This is a genomic window from Paenibacillus sp. GM2FR (assembly GCF_002803325.1).
In the GTDB taxonomy this organism is placed as follows: Bacteria; Bacillota; Bacilli; order Paenibacillales; family Paenibacillaceae; genus Paenibacillus_AQ; species Paenibacillus_AQ lautus.
Genome location: NZ_MKZM01000008.1, coordinates 4,255,314 through 4,281,437 on the forward strand (window position 1 = coordinate 4,255,314; position 26,124 = coordinate 4,281,437).

General features: G+C 51.6%; 24 protein-coding genes and 1 riboswitch. Of the genes, 4 read left to right on the forward strand and 20 right to left on the reverse strand.

What is annotated here, in order from left to right:
- Positions 1–83 precede the first annotated feature (83 nt).
- The 4 genes from PAEVO_RS19285 to PAEVO_RS19300 form a co-directional block, all read right to left on the reverse strand.
- Complete coding sequence (locus PAEVO_RS19285; protein WP_100538995.1) at positions 84–1,004, reverse strand: AEC family transporter; 921 nt, start codon at positions 1,002–1,004, stop codon at positions 84–86.
- A 1,276-nt stretch (positions 1,005–2,280) separates the two neighbouring features.
- Positions 2,281–5,409, reverse strand: a complete 3,129-nt coding sequence (locus tag PAEVO_RS19290) for a hybrid sensor histidine kinase/response regulator (RefSeq protein WP_243390823.1) — start codon at positions 5,407–5,409, stop codon at positions 2,281–2,283.
- Between the two features lie 153 nt (positions 5,410–5,562).
- On the reverse strand, positions 5,563–6,054 hold the full coding sequence (locus tag PAEVO_RS19295) for a hypothetical protein (RefSeq protein ID WP_100538997.1): 492 nt from the start codon (positions 6,052–6,054) through the stop codon (positions 5,563–5,565).
- Positions 6,055–6,226: 172 nt separating this feature from the next.
- Positions 6,227–7,384 carry a response regulator gene (locus PAEVO_RS19300; RefSeq protein WP_100538998.1) on the reverse strand — a complete coding sequence of 386 codons (1,158 nt, stop codon included), beginning with the start codon at positions 7,382–7,384 and terminating at the stop codon, positions 6,227–6,229.
- Between the two features lie 186 nt (positions 7,385–7,570).
- Here PAEVO_RS19300 and PAEVO_RS19305 point away from each other — a divergent pair, with 186 nt between their 5' ends.
- Positions 7,571–7,915 (forward strand): hypothetical protein, encoded by a 345-nt coding sequence (locus PAEVO_RS19305; protein WP_100538999.1) that lies wholly within the window; start codon positions 7,571–7,573, stop codon positions 7,913–7,915.
- 60 nt (positions 7,916–7,975) lie between these two features.
- Here the strand turns inward: PAEVO_RS19305 and PAEVO_RS19310 are convergent, their stop codons facing one another.
- From PAEVO_RS19310 to PAEVO_RS19325, 4 genes are all read right to left on the reverse strand, one after another.
- Positions 7,976–8,452, reverse strand: coding sequence for a GNAT family N-acetyltransferase (locus tag PAEVO_RS19310; protein ID WP_100539517.1), 477 nt, complete (start codon positions 8,450–8,452; stop codon positions 7,976–7,978).
- Between the two features lie 110 nt (positions 8,453–8,562).
- On the reverse strand, positions 8,563–9,141 hold the full coding sequence (locus PAEVO_RS19315) for a GNAT family N-acetyltransferase (protein WP_100539000.1): 579 nt from the start codon (positions 9,139–9,141) through the stop codon (positions 8,563–8,565).
- 214 nt (positions 9,142–9,355) lie between these two features.
- Positions 9,356–9,856 (reverse strand): GNAT family N-acetyltransferase, encoded by a 501-nt coding sequence (locus tag PAEVO_RS19320; RefSeq protein WP_100539001.1) that lies wholly within the window; start codon positions 9,854–9,856, stop codon positions 9,356–9,358.
- Positions 9,857–9,947: 91 nt separating this feature from the next.
- The gene (locus tag PAEVO_RS19325; protein WP_165789686.1) at positions 9,948–10,406 is read right to left on the reverse strand and encodes a DUF2569 domain-containing protein; all 459 of its coding nucleotides are present in this window, start codon (positions 10,404–10,406) and stop codon (positions 9,948–9,950) included.
- A 79-nt stretch (positions 10,407–10,485) separates the two neighbouring features.
- Here PAEVO_RS19325 and PAEVO_RS19330 point away from each other — a divergent pair, with 79 nt between their 5' ends.
- Positions 10,486–11,574, forward strand: coding sequence for a M24 family metallopeptidase (locus PAEVO_RS19330; RefSeq protein ID WP_100539003.1), 1,089 nt, complete (start codon positions 10,486–10,488; stop codon positions 11,572–11,574).
- Between the two features lie 127 nt (positions 11,575–11,701).
- Here PAEVO_RS19330 and PAEVO_RS19335 read toward each other — a convergent pair whose 3' ends face one another.
- From PAEVO_RS19335 to cobD, 11 genes are all read right to left on the reverse strand, one after another.
- The gene (locus tag PAEVO_RS19335; RefSeq protein ID WP_100539004.1) at positions 11,702–13,096 is read right to left on the reverse strand and encodes an L-cystine transporter; all 1,395 of its coding nucleotides are present in this window, start codon (positions 13,094–13,096) and stop codon (positions 11,702–11,704) included.
- A gap of 213 nt (positions 13,097–13,309) precedes the next feature.
- Positions 13,310–14,131 carry an adenosylcobinamide-GDP ribazoletransferase gene (gene cobS, locus PAEVO_RS19340; protein ID WP_100539005.1) on the reverse strand — a complete coding sequence of 274 codons (822 nt, stop codon included), beginning with the start codon at positions 14,129–14,131 and terminating at the stop codon, positions 13,310–13,312.
- On the reverse strand, positions 14,128–14,706 hold the full coding sequence (gene cobU, locus PAEVO_RS19345) for a bifunctional adenosylcobinamide kinase/adenosylcobinamide-phosphate guanylyltransferase (protein WP_100539006.1): 579 nt from the start codon (positions 14,704–14,706) through the stop codon (positions 14,128–14,130). Before cobU ends, cobS begins: the two co-directional genes overlap by 4 nt.
- Complete coding sequence (gene cobT, locus PAEVO_RS19350) at positions 14,703–15,773, reverse strand: nicotinate-nucleotide--dimethylbenzimidazole phosphoribosyltransferase (RefSeq protein WP_100539007.1); 1,071 nt, start codon at positions 15,771–15,773, stop codon at positions 14,703–14,705. The genes cobU and cobT overlap by 4 nt, the downstream gene beginning before the upstream one ends.
- A 66-nt stretch (positions 15,774–15,839) precedes the next feature.
- Positions 15,840–16,625 (reverse strand): ABC transporter ATP-binding protein, encoded by a 786-nt coding sequence (locus PAEVO_RS19355; RefSeq protein WP_100539008.1) that lies wholly within the window; start codon positions 16,623–16,625, stop codon positions 15,840–15,842.
- Positions 16,622–17,668: a FecCD family ABC transporter permease gene (locus tag PAEVO_RS19360; protein ID WP_100539009.1), complete on the reverse strand. Its 1,047-nt coding sequence runs from the start codon at positions 17,666–17,668 to the stop codon at positions 16,622–16,624. Before PAEVO_RS19360 ends, PAEVO_RS19355 begins: the two co-directional genes overlap by 4 nt.
- The gene (locus PAEVO_RS19365; RefSeq protein WP_100539010.1) at positions 17,665–18,669 is read right to left on the reverse strand and encodes an ABC transporter substrate-binding protein; all 1,005 of its coding nucleotides are present in this window, start codon (positions 18,667–18,669) and stop codon (positions 17,665–17,667) included. The genes PAEVO_RS19360 and PAEVO_RS19365 overlap by 4 nt, the downstream gene beginning before the upstream one ends.
- 256 nt (positions 18,670–18,925) lie before the next feature.
- A riboswitch (cobalamin riboswitch) is annotated at positions 18,926–19,128 on the reverse strand.
- Positions 19,129–19,280: 152 nt separating this feature from the next.
- Positions 19,281–20,033, reverse strand: coding sequence for a histidine phosphatase family protein (locus PAEVO_RS19370; RefSeq protein ID WP_100539011.1), 753 nt, complete (start codon positions 20,031–20,033; stop codon positions 19,281–19,283).
- The gene (cbiB, locus tag PAEVO_RS19375; protein WP_100539012.1) at positions 20,024–21,001 is read right to left on the reverse strand and encodes an adenosylcobinamide-phosphate synthase CbiB; all 978 of its coding nucleotides are present in this window, start codon (positions 20,999–21,001) and stop codon (positions 20,024–20,026) included. Before cbiB ends, PAEVO_RS19370 begins: the two co-directional genes overlap by 10 nt.
- Positions 20,998–21,732 carry an adenosylcobinamide amidohydrolase gene (locus PAEVO_RS19380; protein WP_100539013.1) on the reverse strand — a complete coding sequence of 245 codons (735 nt, stop codon included), beginning with the start codon at positions 21,730–21,732 and terminating at the stop codon, positions 20,998–21,000. The genes cbiB and PAEVO_RS19380 overlap by 4 nt, the downstream gene beginning before the upstream one ends.
- A gap of 69 nt (positions 21,733–21,801) precedes the next feature.
- Positions 21,802–22,929 carry a threonine-phosphate decarboxylase CobD gene (gene cobD / locus PAEVO_RS19385; RefSeq protein ID WP_100539014.1) on the reverse strand — a complete coding sequence of 376 codons (1,128 nt, stop codon included), beginning with the start codon at positions 22,927–22,929 and terminating at the stop codon, positions 21,802–21,804.
- Between the two features lie 174 nt (positions 22,930–23,103).
- Here cobD and lplA point away from each other — a divergent pair, with 174 nt between their 5' ends.
- Positions 23,104–24,105 (forward strand): lipoate--protein ligase, encoded by a 1,002-nt coding sequence (gene lplA, locus PAEVO_RS19390; protein ID WP_100539015.1) that lies wholly within the window; start codon positions 23,104–23,106, stop codon positions 24,103–24,105.
- A 90-nt stretch (positions 24,106–24,195) separates the two neighbouring features.
- Here lplA and PAEVO_RS19395 read toward each other — a convergent pair whose 3' ends face one another.
- Positions 24,196–24,909, reverse strand: coding sequence for a metal-dependent hydrolase (locus PAEVO_RS19395; RefSeq protein ID WP_100539016.1), 714 nt, complete (start codon positions 24,907–24,909; stop codon positions 24,196–24,198).
- A 285-nt stretch (positions 24,910–25,194) separates the two neighbouring features.
- On the opposite strand from PAEVO_RS19395, the gene PAEVO_RS19400 reads away from it, so the two are divergent.
- The gene (locus tag PAEVO_RS19400) at positions 25,195–26,097 is read left to right on the forward strand and encodes a DMT family transporter (protein ID WP_100539017.1); all 903 of its coding nucleotides are present in this window, start codon (positions 25,195–25,197) and stop codon (positions 26,095–26,097) included.
- Positions 26,098–26,124: the final 27 nt, after the last annotated feature.

The window sequence follows — 26,124 nt, forward strand, 5'->3', positions numbered from 1 at the left end:
AGATGATGGTATCTCTTGACGCTTACTACTCTTTACACACACGTCTTGAGATTGAACCAATCTTCAGGCAGGAGATGGCAGGCTTAGAGAAAACCGATCATGGCAGGCAGAACGATAAAGGAAGCCAGTGTAGTCCACAGAATGCACCTGGATACCAACTTGGGTGCGGCATCGTATTCTTCGGCAAGGATTACCGCGTTCACGGCTGCAGGCATCGCCGACAAAATCAGGATAACCGCAAATAATGTTCCCTCAATGGATAAAATCGCGAGCAATCCCCATGCCACCAATGGGCCCACCAGCATTCGCATCGCCATGCCCGACCAGAATCCACGCTTGGAGACGGCGGAAGCGCCGCTCTCACGAACCCCCACCATCTGGGCTCCTAGGATGACAAGAGCCAGCGGCGCATAAGCCGCGGACAGCATAGAAACGCCGGTATTCAACCCTTCTGGAAGCTGAAAGTCCGTCAGCCGGAAGAGTACGGCGAGTGCCGCCGCGTAGACCGAGGGGAGAGTAAACACTGATTTGATCGCCTTTACAGCCGAAAAATGAGATCTCGCTGCCAGATACACCCCTAATGTATTCATAATGATAATCTGTACGATGACATACACAGAAGCTTTATCCAGCCCTGCTTGCCCGAAGGCAAGCAGGACGAGGGGAAGCCCGTAATTCACGCTGTTGGTAAAAATAGTGGTCAAGGCGAGCCCCGATTTCTCTGTCTGGGACAAGCTCAGCATTTTACCGGCGAAGGCACTCAGCGCCCATAGGGCGATCACATTCAACAAGCAAAATGCAACCGTTACCGTGACTTCATTCGAGGTAATCGAAGCCTTTTCCAGCGTCTCGAAGATCAGAGCCGGGCTCAACACATATAAAGACAGGGCCGAAAGCCCCTTGGTTTCAATGCCCTTAAACCGCTTGAGCAGTGCTCCGCCGATGACGGGCAGCGATATGGGCAGGAAAACACTATAAATCGTAACTAAGAAAGAAGAGATCATGAGGTCCACCTTTATTCAAAGTAAAAAGTCTTGATCCGCCGCGGTTGTCATTTCAACTAACGTATCCCGTTGATTGAGCCAAAATGATCGATTATTTTCACTTTAGGAAACTTAATATCTTCTGACGGATTTATAATCACCAGAGCCTGATGATCCACCCGTTTTCCGTTGATCTTTACGTCGCTTCAAGAGATGGCTTCTTTGTCATAAGGTCGACGGCCATCGGAAGCATACCCCGGGCCACGCAACGTGCGCACAGAGAACTGTACGCACAGGGAGTAGTGCGCACAGGGAGCAGTGCCACGTTGTACAGTCAGCAGCGCGCACAGGGAGCAGTGCCCACGGGCACAGGCAGCAGCGCGCTCGGTGCACAGGCATTAGATCAACTCCGTGCGGACCGTGATTCCGCTATTTGTAAGCAAAGGTGCTAAACATAAGGTTAAGCGGACACGTGTTCCGCTATTGCCGGCATATTACACCATAAAATAGGGAAAAGCCGAGAATAACGGATTAGGTGTCAGCAAAGCCTTGAATTTGGCACAGTTGTTGGAAAATAGCGGACCTCCTGTCCGCATACATCCGTGCACATTGCCCATCATCCGTGCATATCACCCATCATCAGTACACATTGCCTATCATCCGTGCATATTGCACATCATCAGTGCACATTGCACATCATCAGTGCATTCTGCACAGTCATCAGGCGCATATTGCACATCATCAGCGCATATCGCACATCATCAGCGCATATCGCACAGTCATCATCGCATTCTGCACATCATCAGTGCACATTGCACATCATCAGCGCATATCGCACAGTCATCATCGCATATTGCACATCATCAGCGCATATCGCACATCATCAGCGCATATCGCACATCATCAGCGCATATCGCACAGTCATCATCGCATTCTGTACATCATCAGCGCATATTGCACATCATCAGCGCATATTGCACATCATCAGCGCATTCTGCACATCATCAGCGCATATTGCCCATCGATTGTCCGACGTTTATATGATTGAATCGGTGCTGTCATTTCCCCCTCTTTCGGGAAAATGGTGATATTCATGGGTAATAAGAGCGCGACGGTTGATCCGGATTCAAGACCGGGAATTCGGTTACGTAAGTTTTATTTTTTGCCATCAACTAACTACGTCTCCGTATCTTCCCTAGGAATAATGTACATGGATCATTATCTCTCCATCCTAACCCATACCTCAAGGATTCGTCCAAGATTCATAGACTATAGGTTTAATAGGCTTAGGCTTTCATTATGCCATCTTCCTGATGACAAACGACACCGTGGTTCCTCTGTCCCTTGTGCTGTCGATCATGAGCCCTTGCCCATAGACTTGCTTCAAACGCCGATCCGTGTTCATAAGGCCGACTCCCTTGCCGGTACGCTGTCCGCTTCCCAGCATCAAACGAAGCTTCTCGGGATCCATCCCGGCACCATCATCCGCAATAATGACCTTGGCGGATTCAGCTTCACTTACGATGCGGATGGTTACGGTGCCTCCCTGGGTCCGCGCCAATACCCCGTGAACGACCGCATTTTCCACAATCGTCTGCATGGTCAAAGGGGGAAGCTTCCACTGCTGAACAGCGACTTCCTCGGAAATATGCCAACGGACACGCAGCCGTTCCCCAAACCGCTCCCCCTCGATGTACAGGTATGAGCGAACCAAGCCAAGCTCCTGCTCCAACGGGATAAAACGCTCCAAATTGCTGATATCATAGCTGGCTCTCAGATAGTGGCTGAATTCTCCAATCAGCGCAATCATCCGGGAAGGATCAATCTCACTAAGAGAAGCGATCGAATTTAAGGTATTGTGCAGAAAATGCGGCTGGATTTGAGCCTGGAGCCAAGCCGCTTCCATATGCAGCCGTTCTTTAATGGACCGCTTCAGCTCCAGCAGTGCGCGTACCCTTGTTTTTAATTCAAGATGATCCACCGGTTTTATTAAATAATCGTTAGCTCCGGAGATGAAGCCCATATGGATATCCTCAGGCCGGTTTCTTGCAGTTAGCAGCAGAATCGGAAGCTCCGATATCATATACCTCTGCCGAATCGTCCTGGACAATTCATATCCTGACATCTGGGGCATCATCACATCGGATATGATGAGATCCCATTCTCCCTGCTCCAATAATTGAAGGGCTTCCTCAGCCCGGGTAACGGTCACGATCTGATACCCTTCGTCTTCAAGCAAATGATGGATAACTTTTAGGTTAACCGGATCGTCATCTACGATAAGCAGCCTGCCATCGGTTTGACGAGAAAGCTTCTTAGCCTCGGATTCGGCATCATCCTGTTTATCTGACATGTTAGATAGCCTCTCCTTCTCTTTCTCTGAATTTGAAGCCGAGGAGCCCGCAATAAACTCCTGTTTATCCGTATTCTCCTGCCTCATCATATCGTCCACTTTCAACGTGAACGTAAAGGAACTCCCCTGTCCCGGAGCCGATGACACCGAGAGTTCTCCTCCATGCAGCTCAACCAGCTGCTTGCAGATGCTCAGTCCAAGCCCCAACCCGCCTCCCGCCGCGGCAAAGCTGGAATCTCCCTGCTCATAGGGAAGGAATATCCGTCTTAACGTCTCTTCGTCCATCCCCATCCCCGTATCAAGAACGTGGACGCAGGCCCTTCCATCAACGACATCGGCAGTCACCGCGATCCGGCCTGACTCCGTATATTTGATTGCGTTGTGAATCAGATTGAATACAATCTGAACCAAGCGGCTTTCATCCGCCCATACCTTGGGAAAGTCATCCGCGATCTCGCATACGAGCTCGACTCGCTTGCCCTCCGCCATCGGACGGAGCATATCCAGCACGCCTTGTGCAGCCGAACCGAGATGGATGCTCTGCACATTCAACCGGATCCGCTTGTCCTTCAATAACGAAACATCCAGCAAGTCATCCAACAGCAGCGACATCCGCCTGCCAATGCCGGTAATCAGCTCCAAGTGATTGCGATCCTCTTGCTGAAGTAAACTCCCTTTGCGTTCCAGCAGCGTTTGCGCCATATTAATCATGCCATGCAGCGGATTTCGCAGCTCATGGGACGTATTGGCCAGAAATTCATCCTTCATCTTGTCTGCCCGCTGCAGCTCCTCTGCCTGTTCCCTCAGCACCACAGTGTTTCGGGCAAACCGGATAAACCAGAAGGAAGCAAATCCGAGAAACGCAGCGATTAGGTCAATCGGGTAATAAGGCAGCTCCTTAAAATACCGAAACCTTAAAATTCCGCTTAGGATAATGTTGCAGGAAACCGCAACCGCCGACAGCAAGATAAATATGGCCGCTTCCGTCCGCTCGCTGACCGCCTTCCTGGCAATCGAAGGCAGGAACAGCACCGAACTTATTAATACTAATGATAAATAAGTAGAGAGATGCACCATCAGATGAAACGGCAGCAGCAAATAGGCGACGGCATACGAAACCACAAAGATCGTATAGGCCCGGTAAAATCCTTCTTTGATTTTCGGTCGGAGCAAGTGCTTGGTGCACAGAATCAAACATAAGGATATAGCCACATAAGCAACAACCTTAAGCTTCACTGACCATTCGAAACGGATAGCCGGCTGCCAAACGAGCAGGAGCTTATCATCGTCAACCAGCGTAGCCAGCAGCGTAAACAGGATAAGAGCCGCAAAATAAAACAGGCCTTTGTTCCGATAGCCGATTAGATACAGAATGAAGACATACATGACATGAAGAAATAGCACAATGCACACCAGCAGCTGCATGTTTTCCGAGAACGCTTTCCCCTTCATCACCGCTTCAGCTGTCCCAAATTTGATCGGCAGCTTGATGCCGCCTGAATCGGCATATTGATAATTGCTCACTTCCAGGATGATATCCAGCTCTTCATTGGCAGCCGGAGGGATGAGTTCGACATGGGGTACGATTCTTGCCACATGGGTCTCCGGCTCATCGGAGGGATGACCGGATTCGTACAATAACTCGCCGTTTACATACAAACGATAGGCCGTACGGATATCGGTAATCCAAAGGCCGTAAGCTACGTTACGTTCCGGTATGAGCAGCTTGAGACGATAGGTTCCAAAGCCGATTTGGTTCCCGTTCTCGTTTACGCCTTCCCATGGACCGGGAACCTGTATCCAGCGCGGATCGGCGACAGGCTGCCGCTCCCCTTGAGATAATCTATCCGGGCCCATCCACTGATTCGGATAAAAGGCCCATTCCCCGTTCAGCGCGACCGTATTGCGTGAATCCGCCTGCCAATCCCGAAGATCCAGCACGCCTTGCTGAAACGGAACTTCCTCAGGGATCATGATGATTTTAAAATACGCCAACCGCACGGAAAGTAAGATGACAATAAACAGAAAAGTAATCCCCAGCAGCCTGCTGCCGGAGATCGGTTTCGATTTCAAGTTGGAATAGGTCGACAATAATAACAGTCCCTTTTAACATATTGTAAAAAAATCAACAACACTACATAACTGTCCATTATTTTACATCGTTACGGAGCTGTTGTCTGTTCCTTTTCCATAAAGTCCAATAAATAAACGGGCCGGGTCCGGCCCCTATACAAACGATAAGGTCTTGCCCGGACGCTGCAGCGGCTGGTGCGGACATAATTCCGCAGCGGATACATACTTCACCGTATAGTAAGAGTAGAATCTTTTTCTCCCGGATGCTTCATAGATCCACGAAAAAAAGTCGAAAATTGAATCATCCACCCATTTTCCGTTGTACTCGATTAACGACCGCAAATAGGGAATTTGGAGTTTCACTCCCCCGTCCCACATGAAGATAAATGTGTTAACCTCGGCATTTTTTTGCAACAAAAAATGAACGGTACGGTCATCCAGCAAGTACTTTTCCTGACCACACAGAAATACCGGACCCTCATCCGTAGCAACGATGCCAATCCGCTTGCCGTTGAAGTGAACATAGAAACCTCTGCAATGCTGGAGGTCCTTCTCCGCATCAAGCTCGATCTCCCGAAACGTTCCAAGCTCCAAACCCATGGCCTTATGCAGCGAAGATTCCTTAAATTTCCGAATGAATTTCATAACCGAATCATGTACCTCCCGATTGTTATGGTTCACTCCATAGTATAGGAGACCATCCTCTACAATTTCTGAACAACCACCGGAAGGACCACAGATTCGGGCAGAAATATACAAAAAATCACCGGTTGAACAACCGGTGATTTCATATCGTATGCGGGCTTGGCTATTAGATCTATTTCATATTAGTGACTTGGATTCCATTACTCCATTCATCGTACCATTTCACAATGTAAGGGCTGGGCTCCTCGCCCATCTCATCTTCTAACACCTGACACAGAAGACTGAATTGACGGTGCACCTGGGCTGGGTTATCCTGCAAAGCATATATTTTCATCAATGAAAAATAAGCCTTCTCCTCCAGGGAGTGCTGTCTCTGGATCGAGAAGTAGCATAATATGGCTTCATCGATGCGTTCCTGATCCACATACCATTCCGCCATGGACAAAGAAACGCTAAGCCACAGCTCCTTCAGCCTTTGACGCTCCCCTTCTGCCCACCAATAGTCATATTCCTGCAGATAGTCTCCCGTGTACAACTTCATCATTTCAATATGTCCTTCAATGGACTCGGCCGACACGGAGGGATTTGACATCAACCAGTTCTCCCACTCCTCAATATCCAGCTGCACGCCTTCGATATTCAGCACATAGCCTTCCGTCGTGTTGGTGATTTGGAATCGGGTATCAAAAGGCTCCAGTGTTTTTCGGATATGATAAATGGCCGTGTACAGCTGAGGATAGGCTTTATCCATATCAAACTCCGGCCATAACATGTCGATCAATGCCGATTTTCGTACAAGCTGTCCTCTATGCTGAAGCAAATAGATGAATATCTCCTGAGCCCGGGTCGTCCGCCAATGAAGCAGAGCGAATTGCCCCTGCTCATTCGGCTGCTCGATCATAACCTGGCGAAACATTGTCATCCGAATGTTACGATGGGGCTCCATGACCTCTTCCGGCCTGGAAGCTATGCGGCTTCGCAAACGCTCCATCGTTTTGGCGACTCGATCCATCTGGACAGGTTTAACAATATAGTCTACAGCATTCAATTCAAACGCGGTGACTGCATATTCGTGATACCCCGTCACAAATACAATACAGAGATGAGGCTTCTGCTCAAGCAGCTGCTCTGCCAGCTCAATGCCGTTCAATTCCGGCAAGCTGATGTCCAAAAACACGATGTCGACGTCCCTTGCAAGTATTTCGTTTCGTCCTTCATAGGGATTCGTATATGTACCTATTACATCTATAGACAGGGTATCCAGTTTTAACAGCTGACGTTCTAAATATTTCAAGGCCAACGGTTCGTCATCTACGAGAATTACCTTCATTCATATTACTCCTTGGATTGGAAAAATACGGTCACATTTAACTATATTGATTCCTTCGCATGGTTGCAACAAGCGAAAGCATGTTTATCACAATATACTCGTTATTTTTCCTCTTGAAAAACTCACAATACCAAGTATAATACTTGGTATAAAGATGATTAGCAGTTTGCTAAGGGGGCTTTCAACTTGGATCAATGCGATAAAGAACCGACATCTCTGACCCTCGATGATTATCTGGATCTTCTCGGTTTGGCTATTCGCTTAGAAGATCGGAAGTGGCAAGCAGACATTATTCGTACACTTCATCACTTGCAGGAACCGCAGGGCGAGAACCAAGTGAAGTCGGAGGAATGCACGGAACAAGAGCTGTGGCAATGCGTGAACCAAATCAATGACCGCATGTTTGCCCTGTACAATGAACTGAAAGCAACAGATGATCAAGATATGCAGCGGAAGCTGCTGGACCAGATGTGGGAACTTAAAATAGCCCGGGTTGAGGTTTTCCGCAAAATACGCTCGATATATCAATAACAAACAAAGACGATACTCCGGAAGGAGGTATCGTCTTTGTTTGTTATTGATGACCCTGCGTTATGATAAATCCAAATAATAATACGCAAATTCTTCATCCTGCACATACCCTGCGGATTCATACAAATGCTGAGCAGGCACGTTATGAAGCTGCGTGGACAGGGTCAGCCCCTTGGCTCCGGTCTGAAGGGCGTGCGCTTGGGCTTGATGGAGCAGTTTCCTTCCGATACCAAGCCCGCGATATTCGGAATCCACGTACAGATCATTCAAGGTCCACAACCTGGACATCGATAGCGATGAGAAGGATGGATATAACTGTAGAAAGCCAGCCGTGACCAGGGTTCCCCCGCTATTGCAATCCGCTAAATAAATTACGGAATCGCCTTGGGTCAGCCTCTCCCTGATATATTGCTCGGCCCCATTCCAATCAGCTTCCCGCTTATAGAATTGACGATACTGATTAAACAGAGCGGCTGCCTTGTCCAGATCCTTCCGTTCCGCTTGATATATATGAATCTCTGTTTTCAAATCACGCACATCCTTTACATCCGACATTACCCCAAGCGTACTAGATGGCGGCAAGGGTTTGGAATGCAGAAAACCACGAATGGTTTGCACGCAACTTCATGGTTCAGGCAGCCAGGATGCTATTGCCCTTGATGGTACAGCGCCCTGTATTCCTCCTCCAGCATGCTCATTATAATGGAATCATGGTAACGATGTTGGTAGTACAAAGCGTCTCGCTGAACCCCTTCGCGCTTGAAGCCCACCTTCTCATATGCCTTGATGGCACGCTTGTTATAATCAAACACCTGCAGTTCGATCCGATGAAGATTAAGGATTCCGTAAGCGTATTCGAGCAAAAGCCTGATGGCTTCCGGTCCGTACCCCTTGCCAAGATGCTCACCATTATCAAGGGCGATTCGCATGTTGGCGTTCCGGTTCACATAATCGATATCCTGCAGCGCGATGTCGCCAATCATCTGATCGTTATCCGATAAAGCGATCAGCAGCAGGATGGTGTCATGATTACCGGATTTCTCCTCGATATACCGACGCACCCCTTCCATCGTAAAAGCCTGCTTCGTCCCGGTCAGCCTCCGTGTTTCAGGATTAAACAGCGTTTGAAAATACGCTGCGGTGTCCTCTTCTCCAAAGGGACGCAAGTAGATCCGCTCGCCTTCCAGAAACCGTATCGGCTTCATATTGGTTATGTTTGTGTTCATATCGAATATAACCTCCCGTTTCCTCTGGAACTTAAAGCCCCTTATACTATATCAAGAAATTAAACATATCCAAATATACAGCGCGAATGCTTCCTGTCAATATCATAACACCATGAAAAAGCTGTCCTCTCATTTACCGGAGGGACAGCTTTTTTATAGGTTAGTCTGCTACTTTAAAGAACAGCATAAATCAATCCATTAAACGAATCGACACTTAAACGGCACGACCTACAATGACCAAATCCCGCTTGATGCCGTCAAGCTCCGCAACCCCGGGGAGAAGCCCCCATTGTTCAAAGCCGAACTTCTTCAACAGCTTGAGGCTTGGTTCATTATGACCGAATACAAATCCGACCAGATTACTGACGCGAAGGCGCGGACTCTCCTCGATTGCCTTCTGAATCAATATGCTGCCGGCACCAATGCCGCGATATTTCTCGTTTACGTATATACTGATCTCAGCTGTGCCGTTATAGGCAGGACGACCATAAAAGGATTGAAAGCTCATCCATGCCACCATCCCGTCATCGGACCGCATAACCCACAGCGGACGAAAATCGTTGCTGTGCTCTTCAAACCAGCGTATACGGCTCTCCACCGTGACCGGCTCCAGATCGGCGGTTACTTTTCTGCCTGAGATCGTCGAATTGTAAATGTCCACAATGGCCGGCAAATCCTCTTTGACGGCATAATCGATACGATATTGATGCGTCACGATGCCCTACCTCCGAATAGATGCGTAATCTTTTTGTACGAGATCTATTGTACAAGAGGCAGCGAAAAAACGCTTCTATTTTTTCAAGGCGTTAATTTACGAAGGTGTTTCGCACACGCTTGGAGCGAATGAAATACGGGATCCAGATACTGGCGTATAATAACGACCGGATCCATTCACTCATGAATTTCCCGTTATCCCCCTGAGCCATAATTTCAATTTGGCTAACAGCAGCATAGTCCACGATGCTTACCAGCAAACTAAATGATATATAACCGATCATCAATTTGGGAAACGCCTTTTTTTTGCGATAAAGTATAAATAATGCGATGACTGCGGTGATAACAAATATCACATTAAACACGGTCTCAAATATGATGAGCTGGATGAGCGCTTGATTATAACCCGGTGACGTTTTATCCGTAATCAAATTCCACGTCTCGGGTTCGAATACCGGGAATAAAATAGTAACCAGCACATACATAATCGAGATCAACGAGAAATAAAGTGAAATCTGAACGAATACAAGCCATCCGCCAAGTCCCTCCACTTTACTTACGCGATTGAACGCGATACCCTAACATTAATGGTGTGACAACCGTCTTCGGATTAAGAAAGGAATGAACAGGATGAATGAACGAATGCAAAGTTTGCTACAATCCATGAATACACAGGGCTGGGATCATGTCCTGGTAACTGACCCCAAGCATGTTTACTATTTGACCGGATTTGCGAGTGATCCCCATGAACGCTTTTTGGGCCTGCTCCTCTCCTCTGCGAATGATCCGGTGCTGATCGTACCGGCGTTGGATGCAGACGCAGCCGAGGCTGCTTCAACGGTTAAGCATATTGTCACGCATCAGGATACCGATAATCCGTATCTCTTGCTGAAGCAGCAGTTTCAAGGCGCAGCCGGTACGCTGGCGCTAGAGAAGGATCAGCTTACCGTCTCCCGTTATGAGCAGCTGCAGCAGCATGTGAACGCGAACCGGATCGAGGATGTTGGCGCTGTGCTCCGAGATCTCCGAATCCGAAAATCGGCCGATGAAGTGAAGATCATCAAGCATGCAGTAAGACTGGTTGAGGATGTTCTGACACAAGGCCTCGCCCAGATCAAAATCGGCGTCAGTGAGATTGAGGTTGTGGCAGAACTGGAGTACTTAATGAAAAAATTGGGTGCGGATGCTCCATCCTTCGCCACCATGGTATTATCCGGCCCCAACACCGCCTTGCCTCATGGTGTTCCCGGTACGCGCCGGATTGAAGCAGGGGATCTGCTCATGTTCGATTTGGGTGTGTATGCGGGGGGTTATGCGTCGGATATTACCCGTACCTTTGCGGTAGGCGAGCTGAAGCCCGAAGCCGTCAACATTTATGAGACGGTTCTCGCAGCGAACCTGGCCGGCATTCAGGCTGTAAAGCCCGGCGTAACCTATGGATCGATTGACCAAGCCGCTCGCAAAGTGATTGACGACGCAGGATACGGACAAGCTTTTGTACATCGCTTGGGGCACGGGCTTGGCATGGATGTTCACGAATATCCATCCATCCACGGGTTGAACCAGGACATTTTGCAGCCGGGGGCTGTATTCACGATCGAGCCCGGCATTTATCTGCAAGGCGTAGGCGGCGTGCGGATCGAGGACGATGTGATCGTAACCAAGGATGGCGTCGAGGTGTTGACTTCTTTCCCGAAAGAACTGACCATCCTCGGATAATGCAATGTTCAGCATACGAAAAAAGCCCGAATTACCGTTTCACATACGGTATTCGGGCTTTCTCTATGTACTAGAAGAGCCATCCTCCGGCAGAAACAATGCCTTCAAGATGGCTCCCACGGATATGTTATGCCTGAACCATATCCAGTTCAATGTTGTCGTCGTTGTACACGTCTTTATCCACTTCATTCATGACTTTCCCGGTAATCACGCCGGCTGTCATGGAGTCATTCACGTTCAGTGCCGTCCGTCCCATATCGATCAGCGGCTCGACGGAAATTAACAGGCCCGCCAAGGCAACCGGCAGGTTCATCGTGGAGAGCACGATGAGCGATGCGAAGGTAGCTCCGCCTCCGACACCCGCCACACCGAAGGAACTGATCATCACGACCACGATCAGGGTAAGGATGAACGACCACGAGGTCGGGTCCACGCCGGCTGTCGGCGCAATCATGACGGCCAGCATGGCAGGATAAATGCCTGCGCAGCCGTTCTGCCCAATCGTGGCGCCAAACGATGCCGATAGGTTCGCGATGCCTTCCGAGACGCCCAGCTTTTTGTTCTGGGTCTGCACGTTAAGCGGGATCGTGGCCGCGCTGGAACGCGACGTAAAGGCAAAGGTCAGCGTCGGGAACACCTTTTTGACGTATTTGAACGGGTTGAACCCGAATATCGCCAGCAGCACCAGATGGATAATGAACATCGCGATCAAAGCCACGTACGAAGCAAGGACGAAATCGATCAGATTTATGATCACCGCAAGATCGGTCGTGGCGATCGTTTTGGCCATGAGTGCCAGAATCCCGTAAGGCGTCAGACGAAGCACCAGCGTCACAATGCGCATAACCACGCCGTAGACCGCAGAGATCATGTTGCGGAACGTTTCCGCCTGCTCCTTGTTTTTTCGGTCCAACCCGAGAACGGCGATCCCGATGAAGGCCGAGAAAATGACGACCGCAATCGTCGAAGTTCTTCGTGCCCCCGTCATATCGGCAAACGGATTGCTCGGAATGAAATCCAGGATCTGCTGGGGCAGCGTACGGCCCTCAACATCCCCGAGCCGCTCTTGCAGCAGGGCACCCTGCTGCTCCTCCGCAGCACCGCCCTGGATATTCACCGCGGACAAATCGAAGGCCAGCGCGGTCGTAATCCCGACAGCAGCGGCTACGGCTGTCGTCAGAAGCAGCACCGTAATGATAAGCCCGCTCATTTTGCCCAGATTCTTTCCGCCCTTCAGCTTCATGATGGCCGATATGATCGACACCATGATAAGCGGAATGACCATCATTTGCAGAAGTCTAACGTAACCGTATCCTATCAGATTAAACCAATCGGTGGATTTCACCACCACATCGGAGGTCGAAGTATAGATGAGCTGCAGTGCCACTCCGAACAACACACCCAATCCAAGTCCGGCAAACACGCGTTTGGTAAACGAGTAATGCTTTCTCTGCATCCAGTACAAAATACCGACCAGCAGAATCAGAACAAGGACATTGATGATAACCCAAAGCGTTTCCATCCTAATGATTCCTCCCATTCTTTAAATAAGGATATATGTGCTCCATCCTCATGTCATAAGTGCGCTAGTATGTATTCATATCCATTACAGCCCACTCTAAACATATCATTACCCGATTGAGAAAATTCCTGTCAAAAATCGTTAGTTTCCCATCGATGCGGATTATGTCGACTATGTTGATCGGATTACCACTGATATCACTCTACTATCATATCATGTAAACTTCAAAAGGAGAACCACAAATATTAACACAATCGTCTCAATCAGTTCATTAAGCGCTCCGTAAGTATCTCCCGTCAGTCCTCCAAGTCTTCGGCTCATCCGTTCTGCCGTTAAACTTCCAGCCGCCCAGGCGATGATGGGTATGACAAGGGTTCCTCCGATTTCAATCATCCCCAGATTAGTCTCGCCTGCCGTGATCCATAGCAAACCTACAATAACTAGCGTTAACAGGGCGGCCATTACGCCTGCCATCGATCTCCTTCCGGCGGTCAATCCGTGAAATAGAGCGGCAAGACCCTCGCTCCCCCGTGCCATCGGCCAGCGATACATCGCGTGGACCATAAACCAGCGGCTCCAAACGGGAGCGAGCACCAGCAGCCATGCCTCTTGTTTCCATGCCCCGGCTGACAAATCCCACACAGACACGATCAAGGAAGCTTTCAGAAGGAGCAGCAGCATACACGCCATGACCCCCATCGCACCTACACGGCTATCCTTCATGATTTCCAGCATCTTCTCACGCGAACGATGGCTGAGCAGCGCATCAGCACTATCCATCCAGCCATCGAGGTGCAGCCCTCCCGTCAGCGCTACCCATACAACCAGCAGAATGACAGCAGCAGGAAAAGAAGGCAGCACAAAGCTTAGGCCCAGTCCCAATCCGGCAACGATAATACCGATAACCGCCCCTACCAATGGATAAAAAATGACGCTCCGTTGCTGCACTTCCGGCGTAAAAGGAATTTCCCTCCGCACCGGCAGCCTCGATAGAAATTGAAAAGCGGCCGCAGCCGCTTCGATCATCTTGCTCATATGCGATACTCCCTGCTCTTGATTTCCATCGGAATTCCCGCAGTCACCAAAAACACTTCATCACATGCCTGGGCCAGCCTCTGATTCATAATCCCTGCCCAGTCGCGATATATTCGGCCTAGCGGGTATTCCGGAACAATCCCCGACCCCACTTCATTTGTTACCAGAATGACCATTCCCGGATAACCCTGCACCGCTCTTGCCAGTCTGCCGATTTGAAGTCTCAGCCGTTCTTCCATTGCGGCACTTCCTTCAGGCTCGGCTTGCAACAGCACGTTCGTAAGCCACAGCGTCAGGCAGTCCACTACCACCGCAGGGGCATCAGGTTGGGATTGGCCCAGCGTATCCAGCAGTTCCGGCAGGGCGACAGGCTCCTCGACCGTCTCCCAACCGTAGGCGGAATCATGCCGACGGCCTTGATGAATTCGGATCCGCTCCCTCATCTCATCGTCATAGGCTTGCGCAGTCGCCACGTACGTTCCGGACTCCGAGCGCTTCATGCACAGCTTCTCCGCGAATGAGCTCTTCCCGCTTCTGGCCCCACCCGTTACCAACACGCTTCCACGATGGCTCATATGGACCCTCCGCTGATTCCGGCGCTCTCAAACGTCGCCATCTCATTCATGATTCGGCACGCCGCCTCGACCAGATGCAGGCACAGTACTCCGCCTGTACCCTCGCCAAGACGCATGTCCATTTGCAGCATCGGATGCAGCCCCAGCTCTTTCAACAGAAGAACATGTGCCTGTTCATGCGAAACATGAGAGGCAATCATATAGGGGAGGGCGTCCGGACAGATGCATTTGGCAACCAGCGCCGCCGCACTGGATATGAAGCCGTCAATGATAACGGGACAGCCATGGGCAGCCGCACCCAGAATCAGTCCAGCCAACCCGCCGATTTCATAACCTCCAACTTTGGCGAGCACGTCGAGGGGATCATCGGCATGAGGTCGATTAACTTGTATAGCCTGTTCCACAACTCGAATCTTATGTAGCAGCCGTTCATCGGTTACGCCGGTTCCCCTGCCCACGACTTCAGATGGCTGTTTGCCGGACAGAACGGAGAAGATCGCCGCACTCGGTGTCGTGTTCCCAATGCCCATCTCCCCGGTCACGAACATTTGCGTTCCTTGCGATACCAACTCGGCGGCTACCTCAGCACCGGTTACAATGGACTGCAGTGCCGCTTCCTTTGTCATCGCGGGCCCTTTGGCCATATTGGCGGTTCCTCTGCCGACATTCCGCGACATCAGCTTCTCATGGTTCAGCTCGATCGCAACACCGATGTCCACACAATGCACGTTTGCCCCCGCCTGACGGGCCAGCACATTCACAGCCGCTCCGCCATTCAGGAAGTTCATGACCATCTGGGGCGTTACCTCAGCCGGAAATGCGCTGACTCCTTCTTCACAGACTCCATGATCACCAGCCATGACAACGACGGATTTTTGGGTGAACGACGGCTTCATATTCCTTGTGATCCCCGCTAATTGGATCGCTAGCGACTCCAGCTTGCCCAGACTGCCCGGAGGCTTCGTCAGCGTATCCAAATAAGCGGCTGTTTCGTTCTGCACCTCCACGCTCAGCGGTTTAATGTTTGCCATGATGCGATTTAAACGATTCACGATTGTATCCGTCAATGAAACGACCTCCTCATATCTTGTTCCTAAATCTTACATCCCCAGCGGAACATGCGGCAACATCGGTCAGGACCACGTGCTATTCGCCGTTAACAGCACCTGCGGAGCACCATTCTCGGGATGGGCGACAATCGAGGGCTCCACCCGAAAGATTTGGCGTATATACGCCGCTGTCAAAACTTCCTCCGGCTTGCCAACCCCCGCGATCTTTCCCTGATCAAGCACCAGCAGGTTGTCGCAAAATTGAGCTGCCAGATTCAGATCATGCAGTACGCTGATCACCGTAATCCCGGACGAGTTCCGCCACTCCGCCACCATATCCATGAATTGTAGCTGATAGCGGATATCCAGATAAGTCGTCGGTTCATCCAGCATCAGCAGCGAAGGCTCCTGGACCATTACCTTGCCAAGTGCTACACGCTGGCGTTGACCGCCGCTTAACTCGGTAAGCCGCCGTTCCTCCAGTCCATGCAGATCCAGCTTTCGGATAACGGCCTCAATGAGCGGTGCTGCATCCTTTTCTTCACGGCCAAGCCAGTTCAGGAATGGGAATCTTCCCATCTCCAGCACTTCCCGGACGGTAAAATCGGTAGGATCAAGCCCTTCCTGCTGAAGCACCGCCACGATCCGGGCCAGTGCCTTTCGATTATAGTGTCCAAGCGCCTTCCCCCGAAGCGTCACGATTCCTTTCGTAGGACTCTCCACACCGGATAACAGCTGCATCAAGGTAGACTTACCGCTTCCGTTCGGACCGATGATTCCCCACCATTCCCCTTCGGCAATATGAAGGTCCACGCCTTCAAGAATCGGCACCTTGCCATAGGCTTTGCCAAGTCCTTGAGCTGTAATCATGATAAACCCTCCCTGCGCCGTTTTTTGTTCCGGTATAGCAAATACGCAAAGAATGGAGCGCCTATGAATGCCGTAACCACACCGAGCGGTATTTCCGTTGGTGCCAGCACGGACCGTGCCGCCGTATCGCACCAGACCATGAATATCCCGCCGCCCAGAGCCGACAGTGGAACAATGACGCGATAATCGGAGCCGGTGATCAGCCGGATCATATGCGGTACCACAAGTCCCACGAATCCAATCACGCCGGAGACCGACACGGCTGCGGCGGCAAGCAGGGTAGCCACGATGAGCACGCTGGTCTTCAGCCGATCCACATTCAAGCCCATATGGGCGGCCTGCCGTTCCCCCAGCGACAAAATATTAAGCGCCCGGGACCTGCTCCATAAGTATATAAAACCTGCGATAAAATACGGGAAAAGGATGGCCGTATACGACCATCCACGCATGCTCAGGCTCCCCATCGTCCAGTACAGGATCTGGTTTACCGTATCTTTGGACATGACCGTCAAAAAGGAAACGACGGCGCCCAGAAACGACTGCATCACCACACCGGACAGAATGAGCCCGTGGATCGGCAGTTTTCCTTGATCCCTTGCCAACAGCAGAACAGCCCATAGGGTGCCTGCTCCGGTCATAAACGCTACCAGCGGCAGCGTGTAACCTCCGGCAAAGGAGTATTCCATCCCGAAAAAAATCAGGGATGCTGCGCCAAGCGCAGCACCCGAGGATACACCGAGCGTAAACGGATCCGCCAGCGGATTGCGAAGTACGCCTTGAAAGGCGGCTCCGGCCACCGCCAGGGAGGCTCCAACGAGCATCCCAAGCAGGATCCGCGGCAATCTCACCTTCATGAGGATTTGCTCGGAGGAAGCTTCCCAGCCCGGAACGATGGAATCGCCGATTCCCGGCAGCCGGTGCAGCAGCATCGCCCCAATCTCTCTCACAGGCAGGTGCACGGAGCCGATTCCGAGACTGACAACCAAGGTTAACAGTAATAGGAGTATGCCGGCCGCACCGAATCCTGCAAGTTTTTTACTCATGGATTCATCAGTTCCGGATAAACGGCCTTCGCCACTTCAATCAACCCTTGCGTCACACGGGGACCCGGACGGCTCAGCAGGTTCGCATCCACGGAAATGACCTGATCATTCTTGATGGCATCGATCTGATCCCAGCCGCCTCGCTCCTTAATCAGCTGATCCAATGTTTTCTTGGTTGCTTCATCTACCACATCGTCCGTGTACAAAATGACATCGGGGTTCGCAGCGATAATATTTTCCTCGCTGATTTCGAACCAGCCTTCCGCATCGCCGGCTGCGTTGACGCCGCCAGCTAAGGTGATGATCTCATCCATAAACTCGCCCTTGCCGACAGTCCATCCCGGAGAGAATTCTACGTATACTTTCTTCTTGTCTTCATCCTTCACGGCTTTCACGGCTTCCGTAACGGTAGCCAATTCCTGCTTCATCTGATCCACGACCGCTTTCGCCTCCGCTTGACGGTCGGTAATTTGCCCGATCAGTTCGATGTTCTCCATCACGGCATCAATGGTTTTCGGATCATTGACGAACAGGGTAACGCCAAGCTCACGCAATTTCTCGGCATTCTGGGCATTCATCGAAGCGGCAAATACCACATCGGCATCGGCTGCAATAATAGCCTCTTCATTCACTTGAAACCCGCCCAATTTAGGCTTGGATTTGGCCGCTTCCGGATAATCGTCATTATCGGACACGCCAACGATTTCCTCATCCAGGCCCAAGGCGAACAGTTTTTCCGTCTCGGACGGTGTCAGGGATGCAACTTTGGCCGGAGCTTTCTCAAACGTCATTTCAACCCCGGTTGAATCCTTAACGGTCAGCGGATACGCCGTTTTAAGCTCTTCGCCGGAATTTGCCGGCGCTTCGTTATTCTGCTCTTCCTGCTGTGCAGGCGGCGTTGTATCCTTCGGCGCCGCTTCTTCGCCTCCACAGCCGACCAAGGCCAGGGCCATCAGTATGGCTACCAGAAGTACGGACCATGTTTTGTTCAATGCTTTCATCTCTTGAAATCCCCCTATACATAATTGAGAACCTGGCGCTGCAAGTCTACATTCCTTCAACTGATCCTTACCGGGAGAAAAACATCAATCGTCATACTCCAAAAGAAGCAAAAATCCCTGACTCCTCGTAAACAAGGACTCAGGGATTACGTTTTAACATAAGGACATCTGGATAACCGTTCACAGATAGCGCCTTAAACTTCCGCCCATACAAACTGCATGGGTTCGGCAAACGTAATCCTCTCCTCGAAGGACCGTCATTCATTCGCCGAGGGCAGGTCTCCTGACTTGCAGGCTGTAACGACTTCTCCGCCTTCCCAAGCGCTATGGCTCAGTGGCATATGGAGAAGTCCCTGCTTCACAGTGGCGGGACCGTGCCGGACTTGCACCGGCTTCCCTATTAACCCGGCAGAAAGACAATAACGCCTTCTGTCCGGGACCCTCGCAAATAATATGAATTTATGTATGATAGGCCAAGCATGGTTTCTCTGCCCAAGATTATAGGCGATAAACCCTCCTCTTACAACCGAAAGTTTCGGTCGTTTCAAATGCATCAGGATACGGATTCATCCCGTTATCGCCCATTCCGCACCGATATCATACGATTTCATTTATTCGCTTACCCGTACGCCTTGCCAGCGTTCTCCATCCCATGTCAATTGCAGCTTGAGCTCCTCGCCCGGCGATACCTGCGTCCCCCAGAATTCCGTATGCGGAAGGGTGGCTGCGGCGATCTGCCGGATAACGCCCCCATGGGTGACCACAAGCACATCAAGCCCCGCTCTCTGTGTTCCCAGGCCGTAGCCAGCTGCCTCTGCCTCTGCCTCTGCCTCTGCCTCTGCCTCTGCCTCTGCCTGCACAAGGGTATCCGGATCTTCCTCCACATGCAACAGTTCCTTCAAATCCAAAGACAATCCGGTCAAAAATGCCTGAACCCGGGAACGGAACGCTTCCCAGCTCTCCCCATTCGGCGGCGTAACTTCTGCAGGGTTATCAATCCAGCGCCGATAGGAGGCATCCGACTTCAAATCCTCGTAGGTGTTCCCTTCCCAATCCCCGAAATCAAGCTCGCGCAGGCGCGGATCATACTCGACACCCGGTATAAACCTGCCCAAAGCTTCATCATCAGGAATAGCAGCCATTGTTGAATCCGATAGGATAACATTCAGCGTCTGCCTGCATCGAAGGAGATCACTGCAATAGATCCGGACAAACTGCCCGGTAAAAAACCTTTCCCGCAGCGGGAGAAGCTGCTGTCTGCCTTCCCTCAGAATCCCTTGATCCTCGTGACCGAGATAACGGCGCTCCTCGTTCCACAGCGTGCGGCCATGACGGACCAGATGCAGCGTGATCCTCATATCCATAACCTTCCTCCTGATGCGGCAACAAGTCCGAGCACCACGGTACCCAGTAACGTAAACAAAACCGATACGCCCAGCAGCAAACGGTTGGTCACCCGGATATCCTCCGCTTCAAGCGGGCGATCAGCATCCCCCATGTAAGCCCGGAACGAGATGATACCCTGATAGGAATTCTCGCCTCCCAGACGAATGCCCAGAGCACCGGCAACGGCCGATTCCGGGAAGCCGCTGTTCGGACTGGGGTGCTTTCGCGCATCTCTTCTGACCATCTTGATTGCTTTTTTCCATTGCAGCGAAAACATCGCAGCTACCATGGTCAACAGCCCTGCGGTCAGGCGTGCCGGTATCCAATTGGCCATATCGTCCAGCCTTGCGGATGCCCAGCCGATATGCTGGTATTTCTCGTTTTTATAACCGACCATGGAGTCGAGCGTGTTTACGGCCCGATAGGCCATCGCCAGCGGCGCTCCCCCGATCAGAGCAAAAAACAGCGGAGCGATGACCGCATCCACGATATTCTCCGCAACCGTCTCCACCGTTCCACGCACAATCTCCGGTTCATCCAGATGGCCGGTGTCTCTCCCGACAACCATGCTGAGCGCGCGCCGGGCCTCCGCGATATGGCCGGAGCGAAGATGGCCGTAGACCTCCAATCCTGCCTCTCGCAGCCCCTTGATGGCAATCGTAGTCGCAATAAGCACGATCTCCACCCCCCACGCAAGCCAAGGATGAATCGCCGCGCACAGCTCCAGCAGCAGCCACGCCAGCACGAAGGAGCCGCCGGCCACGATCACCGGCAGCAGTATCCCCGCCCGCTTCAGGCTCTGAGCGGAAGTCGCCCAATGGCGAATCCAGCCTTCAACCCGGCGGATGGCTTTCCCCATGCCAATGACGGGATGGGGGAGCCATCTCGGATCTCCGATCAGCAGGTCCAACACGACCGCAGCCCAAATGACCCACACGACGGTCATATCCGGTCCTCTCTTTCGGCGACAATGCTTTCCGTAACACTCTCGTAGACAAGGCGGCCGATCATGCCGCCCAGATCGGTTGCGGTTCCGGCATAATGGTGATTTACGCCATAGGCTGTATTGCCGCTGACCCCAAGGACCATGGCGTCCGTTGTCGTCCCGGTCGCGACGGCTCCGGTTTCATGATCCTTCACGCCCAGGTCATGCAGCGCGGCGGCCTTCGCTTCCGTCGCGGTCAACACGGCGTTCAGCATGCATGCCGGCGTCATCATCCCGTCGATCAGCAGCATAATATTAATCGTGCCCGGCTGGTAAGCCGCAAAGGTCGTCCGGCTCGACCCGGCACGGGCTGCATTGCCCACGCCGGCGGTGGTGCAGCAAAGGATGGAAACTTGTTCACTCCGCTCTTCCCGGATGGAGGCATATTTCAGTTTTACCGCCGTCATCAATCCAGCTGTGGATTCAGCCGGATAACCGTGAGCACCCATAAAGTTAAACATATCGTTCACGGGGTCGCTGCAATCATAATGCCGGTCCACATAACGGTTCACGATATGATCCAAACGTACGAATCCGCCGCCATATATAGCGCTGCTAATAAACGCAGCCGGCTCCGGAAGCGATATGCGGATATGCGGCTGTTCCTGCTCCGATTCGAGGGACACCACCGCTCCTTGCCACGCATTCGAACGATATAAGCGATTCTTGCCTTTCAGAAAAGGTACGGCCATGCTTCTCTCTCCCTGCTCTCTATGATCTAAATCCGCCTGATCCCAAACTCTTTTTTGCCGCTTGATACCCTAGGTTGCTTCTTCTTCAGAGGAAATCCCAAAAACCTCCGCCATAATGGCAAGCAGCCTGTCGTTATCTTCGACATGTTTAACGGCCAGCCGGATATGACGCTCACCGAGGCCCGGGTACATGGCGCAGCTGCGGACAAGCACGCCGCGTCTCCCCATCTCCGACTGAAACATCTCGGCATTCCAGGGCCGCGGAAGCTCCATGAGTAGAAAATTGGCCTCCCCCGGCGTAACGTCAAGCCCCAGTGCTCGTACACCCCGTATGAGCTTCTCGCGCTCTGCGCGAATCAAATGCAGCGTATTCTGCTCGTAGTCCCTGCCGCTGCCAAGACATGCCTCTCCTGCAAGCAGCGCCAGTCCATTGACGCTCCATGTCACCTGCTTGCCTGCCATCTTGCGTATCACATCGGGATGCGCGGCCGTATACCCGAGCCGCAAACCCGGAATCGCATAAAACTTGGTCATCGATCGGACAATCACGGTTCGAGGATAGTGATGAAGCTCTGGCATCAGGGTCTGTCTGTCTTCAAGCGGAATAAAGTCGATAAAGGCTTCATCCAGCACCAGCCAGGTCCCTTCTTGCTCTGCGCATGCCGCTATTTCACGGATATCCTCAAGGCTGTACTGAACCCCGTTCGGATTGTTGGGCTGTCCCAAAAACACGAGATCCGTGCGAGCCAACAGCTCCATCACATCCGCCTTGTCTGCACGCCAGTCCCTCTCCGGATGTCCGCACACGGAGCGGATGTCCGAGCCAAATTTTAAGGACAACTCCCGGTATTCGGAAAAACACGGGTCAACCACGCCCACAGTCCTTGGCGTAAGGCCCATTAACAACAGCGCCATACACTCGGCCGCCCCGTTGCCGACTAAGATTCGCCGGGGATCGGTGCCTAACTCCGCTGCGAGCAGCTCCTTAAACTTGCGGTGTCCCGGATCCGGATAACGAATGACTGCACTCATTCCCTCTTGTATGGCCGTAATTACCCCTTGCGGCGGTCCGAGCGGGTTAATATTGGCGCTGTAATCCAGGAAAGCCGAGGCTTGCCTTCCGAATGCGGCAGCCGCCGTCTCCACGTCCCCTCCGTGGCCGTACACCTCGATCAAGGGTTGTTTTTTGTCGTTCATAAGGGCTCCTCCTGTTCCATGCCTTGGCTCTTGCAAGCCCTGCCGTTATGTAATGCCATCATTATGTCGCTACCGTCCCTGACTCGTCAACATGGAATGCTTTGTCTCTGTCTTAAAATTGGTTTACAATAGTCTGGAAGCACCACATTTTGAATTGTGACGACGGAGGATACTATGCTATTTATCGATAATCAGGGGATCCATGATCCATCCATTAACCTAGCGATTGAAGAATATGCCTTGAAGCACTTGTCCATGGACGAGAGCTACCTTCTCTTTTATATCAACAAGCCTTCCATTATTATCGGAAAGCATCAGAATACGATCGAAGAGATCAACCAGGAATACGTTCGTGACAACAACATTCAGGTTGTACGCCGGTTGTCCGGGGGCGGGGCTGTTTACCATGATCTCGGCAACCTGAATTTCAGCTTCATTACGAAGGATGACGGACAGTCCTTCCACAACTTCCTGAAGTTCACGCAGCCGGTCATCAACTTCCTGCAAAAGATGGGCGTACCCGCCGAGCTCAGCGGCCGGAATGACCTGCAGGTCGGCGAGAAGAAAATTTCGGGGAACGCGCAGTTCTCGACGCGGGGACGCATGTTCAGCCACGGCACACTCATGTTTGACCTGAACCTGGATGATGTACAAGCATCGCTGAATGCCAATCCGGAAAAATTCAAATCCAAGAGCACCAAATCCGTCCGCAGCCGCGTGGCGAACATTAAGGAGCTGCTTGGTACGGATATGACGATTGAACAGTTCCGCGCGGAGCTGCTTCGCTCGATTTTCGGTATGGAGCCTGATCAAGTACCCCAATATGTCCTTCAAGAGAAGGACTGGGAGATCATCAACCAGATTTCGAAAGAACGCTACCAGAATTGGGATTGGAACTATGGACTATCCCCTGAAAGCAATGTGAAGCATGCCAAGAAGTTCCCGGTGGGCATTATCGATATCCGTATGGACATCCGTGAAGGGCATATCGGAGAGATCAAGATTTACGGCGACTTCTTCGGCGTCGGCGATGTGGCGGATATTGAAAACCTGCTGCGCGGCAAACGGTATGAAGAAACCGCGGTGCGCACGGCGCTATCCGGCATCGACGTCAAGCATTACTTCGGCAACCTGGAGTTCGACGATCTAATCGGCCTCATCTTTCTTGAGGAATAGATCCGGCTGAAATCTAAATAAGCCTCCCGCCCCGTGTGCAATTTGCATAAGGGTGGGAGGCTCTTTCATTTCAAACAGGAATACCTCGGATCAAGAGGAGGCCATAAACACATACCAAACAAGGACCAGCGTCAACACAATGCATGCATTCTCTACCGTGCGTCCCCATTTGCTTCCGGTGCTCATGATTTTCAGTTTAATTCTCCATTTGAATGGAGGAAGCGGACGAATTCCGCGGTTGGTCAGTGCATCTGCGAGCAAATGAATCGAGTAGGATAAACCGCCGGCAAACCACAGACTTTCCCCGTCGATCTTGCCCTGCGATGCAAAATACAGCAGACCCGTCCATCCGGCTGCGGCATAGACGGTATGGGTTAACCCCCGGTGGGTTACCAAGGAGCCTGCAATGAGCACGCTGCCTGCGATCGTGTTCCATGGGCTGAAGTCCTGCCCGAAGGATATCAGTCCGAGACCGATCAGGAACATGACAATATGGCGCAGGGTCCGGCTTGGCAGGTACGAAACAACCCCGATCAGCCCGGCCAGGGCGATGTTCCATGGGGCATACTCCTTGCCGTAGAAGACAACGAAGATGGCTGCGCCAATCATCGCCAGCTGAAGGATTCGCAGCAGCCCGGAAGGAATGGCTTTGCGAACCAGCAGGGAGTTGGGCTCGTCGATGTCGGGAAGCAGTGCGCTAACCAAAGCCACTGCGGCAGCCGGCAATGTGACAGGCACTCCGCTCATGCCCATGACGGATAACGTGACCCCTGTGCTAATAATCAAATGAGCTCTGCCCATCATGATGACAATCTTCCTTTCTAAGCTCAATGCTGACTATGGGATCGATGGATCGTTGCCGTCTTCACGTCCGATAGCCCAGGGTTATGAGAATATACGTTCGGTTCAATAGTATAGCAAAATCATCCTCTTTTTGTCTACCCCTTCCACTTGGGTTAGGCTTAAAAATGGTTGTCCGATTCTCTGATATGGGATACAATTTGATCACTTGCCCAAGGTTGCGACCAGGGACGAATGCACGGGAATCTCATCAGGAGTTTCACATCTTCAAGAAAGGATGACTACCGAGTGAATCGCTCACGAATTGCCGATCTCAGCCTGCTTCTGGTGGCTATGATGTGGGGATCTACGTTCCTCATCGTTCAGCATGCGGTCCGCGTGCTCCCGCCGATGGCTTTCAATTCCGTCCGCTTTTTGGGAGCGGCCCTGCTCCTTGCATTGATCATCACCCTCTTTTACCGGAGCCAGTGGAAGCTAATATCCGGCAAAATGCTGCTGCATGCTTGCCTGCTGGGTCTTTTTTTATTTATAGGATACGCCTTTCAAACCGCGGGCCTTCTGTACACAACCACGTCCAATACAGGCTTTATTACCGGCTTGTCCGTCGTGCTGGTCCCTTTCATATCCTATGCCCTGTTAAAGCACTCCATCTCCAGATTCACCTGGATCAGTGCCTTGCTTGCGGCAGCGGGTCTGTATCTGCTTACCTTCACGGGTTCCGGCATGAGCTTGAATAAGGGGGATTTGCTGGTATTCGTCTGCGCCATCGGTTTTGCGCTCCATATTGGTTATACGGGCGTGTATGCCGGTCGATATCCCTCTTTGCTGCTGGCGGCGCTCCAGATGGCTGTCGTGGGGGTATTTAGCTTAGCGGCATCTGCACTAACCGAACATGTCGGCAATGTAACCGACCTGATGGACAAGCTAACCCAACCGAACGTGCTGTGGGCACTGGTGGTATCCATCGGACCCACCAGCGCATTCGCCTTCTGGATCCAAACTGTCTGTCAAAAATATACGACGCCGTCCAGGGTGGCCATCATCTATGCAACGGAGCCGGTATTCGCCGCACTGACCGGAATTCTGTTTGCGGGAGAGCGGCTTACGCTCACCGGCGGCATCGGTTGTCTATGCATTTTGGCAGGAATGATGATTGCGGAATTGAAGTCTGCGCCACAGAAGGTACAATAGAGTTAAAGACAGAGACAGAATCCAAAG